The organism is Mameliella sp. AT18, from assembly GCF_028807275.1.
Taxonomy (GTDB): Bacteria; Pseudomonadota; Alphaproteobacteria; order Rhodobacterales; family Rhodobacteraceae; genus Antarctobacter; species Antarctobacter albus.
On sequence record NZ_JARAMO010000313.1, the window covers coordinates 23,004 to 30,371 of the forward strand.

Here is a 7,368-nt window from a genome sequence, read left to right on the forward strand (position 1 = left end):
CTGACGCGGGGCGCGGGGCGGCAAAGCCGCTTGCGCGCCCCGTTGCGGCCCACTAGGTCTGCGACCGAAAAAAGCGGGAGGCGGTTCTGGCACAGGCGGCGAAACGAACTGGCGGGTTGAGGCTGGTGTTCTGGGTGACGCTGGTCATCTTCCTGCTGGACCAGGTGACGAAATACCTGGTCGTGCATGTCATGGGGCTTGGCAACAAGCTGGCCATCGAAGTCCTGCCGCCTTTCCTCAACTTCCGCATGGCCTGGAACTATGGTGTCAATTTCGGACTGTTCTCGGGCGATGCGGCGGCCACCCGCTGGATCCTGATTTCCGTTGCGATGGGCATCGTCCTGTTCGTCGTGGTCTGGATGCGTCGAGATCCCCCGGGCGTCATGGGCCTGATTTCGGCCGGTTTCCTGATCGGCGGGGCGCTGGGCAACGTGATCGACCGGCTGGTTTACGGTGCGGTGGCGGATTTCCTGAACATGTCGTGCTGCGGCATCGACAATCCCTATGCTTTCAACGTCGCGGACATCGCGATCTTTATCGGCGCTTTCGGGCTGATCCTTTTTCCATCGCGCAAAAAGGCCCCGTGACGCCGGTCCCGAGATGGGGTAAGGCTGGCGAAACTCGGAATTCGGAGGGAAGCGATGCGGCGCGCGCATCTTGTTGCAATCCTTGGCCTGGCGGGTATCGCCTCCTGTTCGGCGATCGACCGTGACAAACCCCTGCACGATCTGCGCACCAACAGCGCAGAGCCGGAGGAGTTCGCCATCGTTCCGAACAAGCCTCTGGTTCAGCCGGAAAGCTATGCGCAACTGCCGCCGCCCACGCCGGGAGGTCCCAACCGGACCGACCAGACGCCCAAGGCAGACGCTGTTGCCGCGCTGGGTGGCAATCCTTCGCGCCTTGTGGCCAGCGGCCCGGGTGTTCCGGCGGGCGACGGCGCACTGATCCAGCGCGCCAGCCGTTTTGGCCGCGATCCGGGCGTGCGCCAGGAACTGGCCCAGAAAGACGCGGATTTCCGTCGCTCCAAGTCGATCTTCAACTGGTCGATCGTGCCGCAGGACGACTACAATCGCGCCTACAGGCGCGAGACGCTGGACCCTTATCGTTGGTTGCGCGTCTATCGCCGTGCCGGGGCCACGACACCCGCCGCGCCGCCCGAATGAGGAACCGCGCCCCGCGCGCCGGTCACGAGACCGTAACTCCGGCTTGAAGTTGCCGCCGCCGCGCGTACCTAATGCGACATCCGGAAAACCAGAGGATGCCGCATGCGCCGACTGACCCTGTTATTCGCTTTCGCCCTATCAATGACCGCGCCTGTCGCCGTTTCCGCCCAGGAGGCCGGCAAGGTCACGACCTTCGGGCTGGACAACGGCATGGACGTTGTCGTGATCGAGGATCACCGCGCCCCGGTCGTGGTCCACATGGTCTGGTACCGCGCGGGATCGGCGGATGAACGCCCCGGATCGTCGGGGGTGGCGCATTTCCTGGAGCACCTGTTGTTCAAGGGCACCGATACGCTTGAGCCCGGAGAGTTCAGCGCCACGGTTGCGCTCAATGGCGGAACCGACAACGCCTTTACCAGCTACGACACCACCGCATACCACCAGCGCGTCGCGGCCGACCGGCTGGGCCTTATGATGAAGATGGAAGCTGACCGCATGGTCAACCTGCGCCTGTCGGAGGCCGATATCCTGACCGAACGCGAGGTGATCATCGAAGAGCGCAACATGCGGGTGGAAAACAGCCCCGGGGCGCTCTTCCGCGAACAGAAGGACGCCGCGCTATATCTCAACCATCCCTACGGCACGCCGGTGATCGGCTGGCGGCACGAGATGGAGCAGTTGGACCTGGACGATGCGCTGGCCTACTATCGCCAGTTCTACGCGCCCAACAATGCCATCCTGGTGGTGGCCGGGGACGTGACGCCTGAAGAGGTGCGCACCCTGGCAGAGGAACACTATGGCCCCCTGCCTGCCAATCCTGATCTTGGGGAGCGCGCCCGCCCGACGGAACCGCGCCACCTGTCGGAACGGCGGATGACCTATACCGATCCGCGCGTCTCGCAGCCCTATATCACTCGCAGCTACCTGGCCCCGGCCCGCACCAGCGGCGCCCAGCAGGAGGCCGCCGCGCTGGCCATCCTGTCGGAGGTCCTGGCCGGTGGGCAGACCTCTGTCCTGACCCAGAAACTGCAGTTCGAAAGCCGGGTCGCGGTCTATACCGACGCCTATTACGACGACACGACGCTGGATGCGTCCAGCTTTACGCTGGTCGTGGTGCCGGCAGCGGGGGTGAGCCTGCAAGAGGCGGAAACCGCGCTGGACGAGGTGCTGGCCGAGGTGATCGCGGAGGGGATCGACCCCGACCAGCTTGACCGGATCAAGTTCCAGATCAAGGCGGCCCAGATCTATGCGCTGGACAACCCGGCCAGCATCGCGCGGCGTTACGGCAATGCGCTGACCACCGGCCTGACGGTGGAAGACGTGCAGGACTGGCCCGATGTCTTGCAGGCCGTGACCGGAGAGGACATCGTGGCCGCCGCGCAAAAGGTGTTCGACCGCCGCCATTCCGTGACCGGCTACCTGATGGCGCCGGACGCACAGACCCCGCAGCAGGAGGTGACCCAATGATCCGCCGCTTTGTCCTTGCCTTCGGCCTGATCTGTGCCGGCTTCGCCGCCCATGCCGAGATCGAGATCCAGGAGGTGACCAGCCCCGGTGGCTTCAAGGCCTGGCTGGTCGAAGAGCCGTCTATCCCCTTCGTTGCGCTGGAAATCCGGTTCCTGGGCGGTGCGTCGCTGGATGCGCCGGGCAAGCGTGGGGCGACCAACCTGATGGTCGGTCTGCTGGAAGAAGGCGCCGACGAACTGGATGCGCGCGGCTTTGCCGAGGCGCGTGACGGGATCGCGGCACAGTTCCGCTATGACGTTGGCGACGATACGGTCAGCGTTTCGGCCAAGTTCCTGACCGAGACGCGGGACGAAGCCGTGGACCTGCTGCGCTCGTCGCTGGTCTCGCCCAGTTTCGATGAGGCTGCCATCGACCGTGTCCGCGCGCAGGTGTTGTCCGGTATCCGCTCCGACGCCACCGACCCGGACGAGATCGTGGGCGATGCCTTTTATGAGCTGGTCTTTGGCGACCACCCCTATGGCACCAACCAGAACGGCACGGTCGACAGTGTCACCGCACTGACCCGGGCCGATATCGTCGATGCGCATCGCGCCGCCTTGGCGCAGGATCGCGTTTTTGTCGGCGCCGCAGGCGACATCAGTGCCGAGGAACTGGGCGCGCTGTTGGACAAGCTGTTCTCGGACCTGCCCGAAACCGGCGCGCCGCAGCCCGCCGACGTGGAGGTGCAGACCGAGGCCGGCGTGACCGTGGTGCCCTTTGACACCCCGCAATCGGTGGCGATCTTCGGCCACAAGGGAATGAAGCGGGACGATCCCGACTTCTTTGCCGCCTATGTGTTGAACACGATCTTTGGCGGCGGCGGATTCGAGGCCCGACTGATGAACGAGGTGCGCGAGAAGCGGGGCCTGACCTACGGCGTCTATTCCTACCTTTCGCCGCGCGAGCACGCGGAACTGATGCTGGGCCGCGTGGCTTCTGCCAATGACCGCATCGCCGAGACGGTGCAGGTGATCCGCGACGAATGGACCAAGATGGCGACCGAGGGTGCGACGCCCGAGGAGTTGGAGCGCGCCAAGACCTACCTGACCGGCGCCTATCCGCTACGGTTCGACGGCAACGCGCCGATTGCCCGGATCCTGGTGGGCATGCAGATGGACGACCTGTCGCCCGATTACATCACGACGCGCAACGCCAAGATCGAGGCGGTCACGCTGGAAGACGTCAAGCGCGTGGCGGGCGAGTTGATGAAGCCAGAGGAACTGCACTTTGTCGTGGTCGGCCAGCCCGAGGGGCTGGAGGCGACGGTGGGGCAGTAACAGTCAATCGGGGCGGGATTATTTCTCGCCCGATTGCATCTGTTCAAGACGGGCTTTGAGAGCCTCCGCAAAATCGCCGTCTTGGGGTAGGAACAAATACCAACGATTAAGTCGCGTATCGGAAGCCTTAACATATCTTGGCTCCAGCATGGGAATGCGTCCGGCGCGAGTTTCATGCATCGTGAATACCGGCATAAGAAGCCGAAACATCAGGATCCAGATTGCGTACCCAATGGACAAACTGCTCATGAACGCAATCAAATCTGATCGGACGCCGAAGGCATATTCAAGCCCGAGATACATTCCGAAGAACACAATGAAGCCTGCCACGCCTGCCAGGATCATGCGTTTCCTGGCACGGAGCGAGTGAGGGCCAAGCAGAATGTGCTTCGCCCCCCCCAGGTCAATTCATCAGGCCCGCGTGGCGCAGGGCGCTGTCCACCTTGGCGCGTGTCCCTTCGGTCAGCGGCACCAGCGGCAGGCGCACCTCGTCCGAACACAGGCCTAGCCGCGACATGGCGTATTTGGCGCCGCAGAGACCCGGCTCTGTAAAGATCGCCTGGTGCAGCGGCATCAGCCGGTCCTGGATCTCCAGCGCCTTGCCGTAGTCACCGGCCAGGCAGGCCTCTTGCAGGTCTGCGCAGAGGCGGGGCGCCGCGTTCGCGGTCACCGAAATGCAACCGACCCCGCCCTGGGCGTTGAACCCGTGCGCGGTGGCATCCTCGCCCGAGATCTGCAGGAAGTCCTGGCCGCAGGTGATGCGCTGCTGGCAGACGCGGGCCAGGTCGCCGGTGGCATCCTTGACGCCGACGATGCGCGGCAGCTTGGCCAGTTCGCCCATCGTGTCCGGCGACATGTCCACGACCGAACGCCCGGGGATGTTGTAGATGATGATCGGGATGTCGGCGCAGTCGTGCACCGCCTTGAAATGCGCGATCAGCCCCGCCTGGGTCGGCTTGTTGTAATAGGGCGTCACCACCAGCGCGCCATCGGCGCCGACCTTGGCGGCATATTCGGTAAAGCGGATCGCCTCGTCGGTGTTGTTCGACCCGGCCCCGGCGATCACCGGGATGCGTCCCGCGACCGCCTCAACCACGCAGGCGATGACCTCTTCGTGTTCACGGTGCGTCAGCGTCGGGCTTTCTCCGGTCGTGCCCACGGGAACCAGCCCGTGCGAGCCTTCCTCGATGTGCCATTCGACCAGCTTCTTGAGCATGTCGAAATCCACGGCGCCGTCCTTGAACGGCGTGACCAGGGCAGGCATTGAACCTTTGAACATGACACGCTCCTTTCATTTTTCCGGCCTGGTGCGGCTTGCGGTGGAAACCCGCCGACCCCGCGACTATGTGAGTTGCACGAGTCCGCCCCGGACGTATCCTTTGCAAGAAGCGTCTATTCCTTTTCATCACGGAAAAAGCAAGTCGATGTCACGTCTCCTTGCCTTGTTGTTGCTGTTCGTCACCGCCCTGCCGGCATTTGCGCAGGAGCGCGGAGCCTCTTTGGCCAAGGCCATGCAGTCCATGCGCGAGGGCAACTGGGCGGCGGCCCGAATCGCGGCGCGCGGCGACGGGCAGGCGGCGGTGGACGTGATCCTATGGCACGCTCTTAGGGCGGGGCGGGGCGATGCGCGCGAAGTGCAGGATTTCCTGTCGCGCCACCCGGACTGGCCGGGGCTGCCCTACCTGCGCGAGAAATCCGAACCCGCCATGTCCGAGGCCTCGCTGGACGAGATCCGGGCCTTCTTTGCCGACGCGCTGCCGCAGACCGGCAGCGGCGCCTTGTCCCTGGCCAAGGCGCATATGGCGCAAGGCAACGAGGGCGCGGCCCAGGCCGACATCGTTCTGGCCTGGCGCACGCTGTCGATGACCTCGGACGAACGACGCGCCTTCCTGACCACCTGGGGCGAGATCCTGCGCGACCATCACGAGGCCCGCCTTGACATGGCGCTGTGGCAGGGGTGGAGCCGCGATGCCGGCCAGATGATGGGTCTTGTCGACGAGGGCTGGCAGGCACTGGCACAAGCGCGGCTGGCGCTGCGATCTTCTGCGCCGGGTGTGGATACGCTGATCGCCAAGGTCCCCGAGGAACTGGCCGATCACCCGGGCCTGGCCTACGAGCGGTTCCTGTGGCGGGTGCGCAAGCGACGCACCGAAGACGCCATCGAATTGTTGCGTGCGCAGTCGGTCAGCCCGGCGGGGCTGGGCGAACCCTGGGCCTGGGCGCCCGAGCGGATCGACCTGGCCCGCGAGCGGATGCGCGCAGGCGCCTATGCCGAAGCCTACGAGATCGCCGCCCGGCACTGGCTGGTCGAAGGCACCGAATTTGCCGAGCTGGAATGGATCGCGGGCTTTATCGCGCTGCGGTTCCTCGACCGGGCCGACCTGGCCGTGATGCACTTCGAGAATTTCCGCGAGGGGGTCTGGACGCCGATCTCCGTCGGACGCGGGGGTTATTGGCTGGGCCGTGCCTACGAGGCGGCGGGCGAGGCCGAGAAGGCGAAAGAGGCCTATGCGATCGGGGCCGAGTACCAGACGTCATTCTACGGTTTGCTGGCTGCGGAGCGCGCGGGCCTGCCACCGGACCCGACCCTGGCGGGCAACGAGGCCTTTCCGGACTGGCGTCAGGCCGACTTTACCAAGTCCAGCGTCTTTGAGGCGGCGGTGCTCTTGCTGGCCGCAGGAGAGACCAACCTGGGAGAGCGGTTCCTGACACACCTCGCCGAGTCTCTGGACCGCGAGGGTATGGGCCGCATGGGTATGATGCTGATGGAGATGAACCGTCCGCATATCCAGGTCATGCTGGGCAAGCGTGCGGCACAGTTCGGCATCCAGTTGCCGGGCCCCTACTACGCACTGGATCCGCAGGTGACCGAAGGTGAATACCCGGTGCCGAAGGAACTGGTGCTCTCGATCGCGCGGCGTGAGTCCGAATTCGATCCGGGGGTGATTTCCGGGGTCGGTGCGCGCGGCTACATGCAGCTGATGCCCGGTACGGCCAAGCTGGTTTCGGGCCAGCTTGGGCTGGAGTACGACCTTGACCGCCTGCTGACCGATCCGGGCTACAACGCCAAGCTGGGCTCGCGCTATCTTGCCGGGTTGTCGGAGCGGTTCGACGGCAACGCGGTGATGATGGCGGCGGGTTACAACGCGGGGCCGGGACGGCCGATCGGCTGGATGGAACGCTTTGGCGATCCCCGCAAAGGCGACATCGACATCATCGACTGGATCGAGATGATCCCCTTCGACGAGACCCGCAACTACGTCATGCGCGTCACCGAGAGCCTGCCGGTCTACCGCGCGCGGCTGGGCAAGCCGCCGCACCCGGTGCCCTTCAGCCAGGAACTTGTGGGCGGCACGCTGAAGGCGGTGCTGGACTGACAGGTGGCGGCGGGGGCAGGGGGCGCTGCCCCCTCTGGACCTGCG

7 protein-coding genes are annotated in these 7,368 nt (G+C 65.1%); 5 read left to right on the forward strand and 2 right to left on the reverse strand.

Annotated features, from left to right (window positions below; all coding sequences use genetic code 11):
* Positions 1-116 precede the first annotated feature (116 nt).
* The 4 genes from lspA (at position 117) to PVW46_RS26535 (ending at position 3,946) form a co-directional block, all read left to right on the forward strand.
* Positions 117-587 carry a signal peptidase II gene (gene lspA / locus PVW46_RS26520; protein ID WP_069209257.1) on the forward strand — a complete coding sequence of 157 codons (471 nt, stop codon included), beginning with the start codon at positions 117-119 and terminating at the stop codon, positions 585-587.
* Positions 588-641: 54 nt separating this feature from the next.
* Positions 642-1,163, forward strand: coding sequence for a DUF3035 domain-containing protein (locus tag PVW46_RS26525; protein ID WP_043136134.1), 522 nt, complete (start codon positions 642-644; stop codon positions 1,161-1,163).
* Between the two features lie 102 nt (positions 1,164-1,265).
* Complete coding sequence (locus PVW46_RS26530) at positions 1,266-2,630, forward strand: M16 family metallopeptidase (protein ID WP_043136137.1); 1,365 nt, start codon at positions 1,266-1,268, stop codon at positions 2,628-2,630.
* A complete protein-coding gene (locus PVW46_RS26535; RefSeq protein WP_069209256.1) occupies positions 2,627-3,946 on the forward strand; it encodes a M16 family metallopeptidase in 1,320 nt (439 codons plus the stop codon). The genes PVW46_RS26530 and PVW46_RS26535 overlap by 4 nt, the downstream gene beginning before the upstream one ends.
* A gap of 18 nt (positions 3,947-3,964) precedes the next feature.
* Here PVW46_RS26535 and PVW46_RS26540 read toward each other — a convergent pair whose 3' ends face one another.
* Together PVW46_RS26540 and dapA are read right to left on the reverse strand one after the other, a co-directional pair.
* Positions 3,965-4,291 (reverse strand): hypothetical protein, encoded by a 327-nt coding sequence (locus PVW46_RS26540; protein ID WP_069209255.1) that lies wholly within the window; start codon positions 4,289-4,291, stop codon positions 3,965-3,967.
* Between the two features lie 58 nt (positions 4,292-4,349).
* Positions 4,350-5,225 (reverse strand): 4-hydroxy-tetrahydrodipicolinate synthase, encoded by an 876-nt coding sequence (gene dapA / locus PVW46_RS26545; protein ID WP_043136141.1) that lies wholly within the window; start codon positions 5,223-5,225, stop codon positions 4,350-4,352.
* A 145-nt stretch (positions 5,226-5,370) separates the two neighbouring features.
* On the opposite strand from dapA, the gene PVW46_RS26550 reads away from it, so the two are divergent.
* Complete coding sequence (locus tag PVW46_RS26550) at positions 5,371-7,323, forward strand: lytic transglycosylase domain-containing protein (RefSeq protein ID WP_274578247.1); 1,953 nt, start codon at positions 5,371-5,373, stop codon at positions 7,321-7,323.
* The last annotated feature ends 45 nt before the right edge of the window (positions 7,324-7,368 follow it).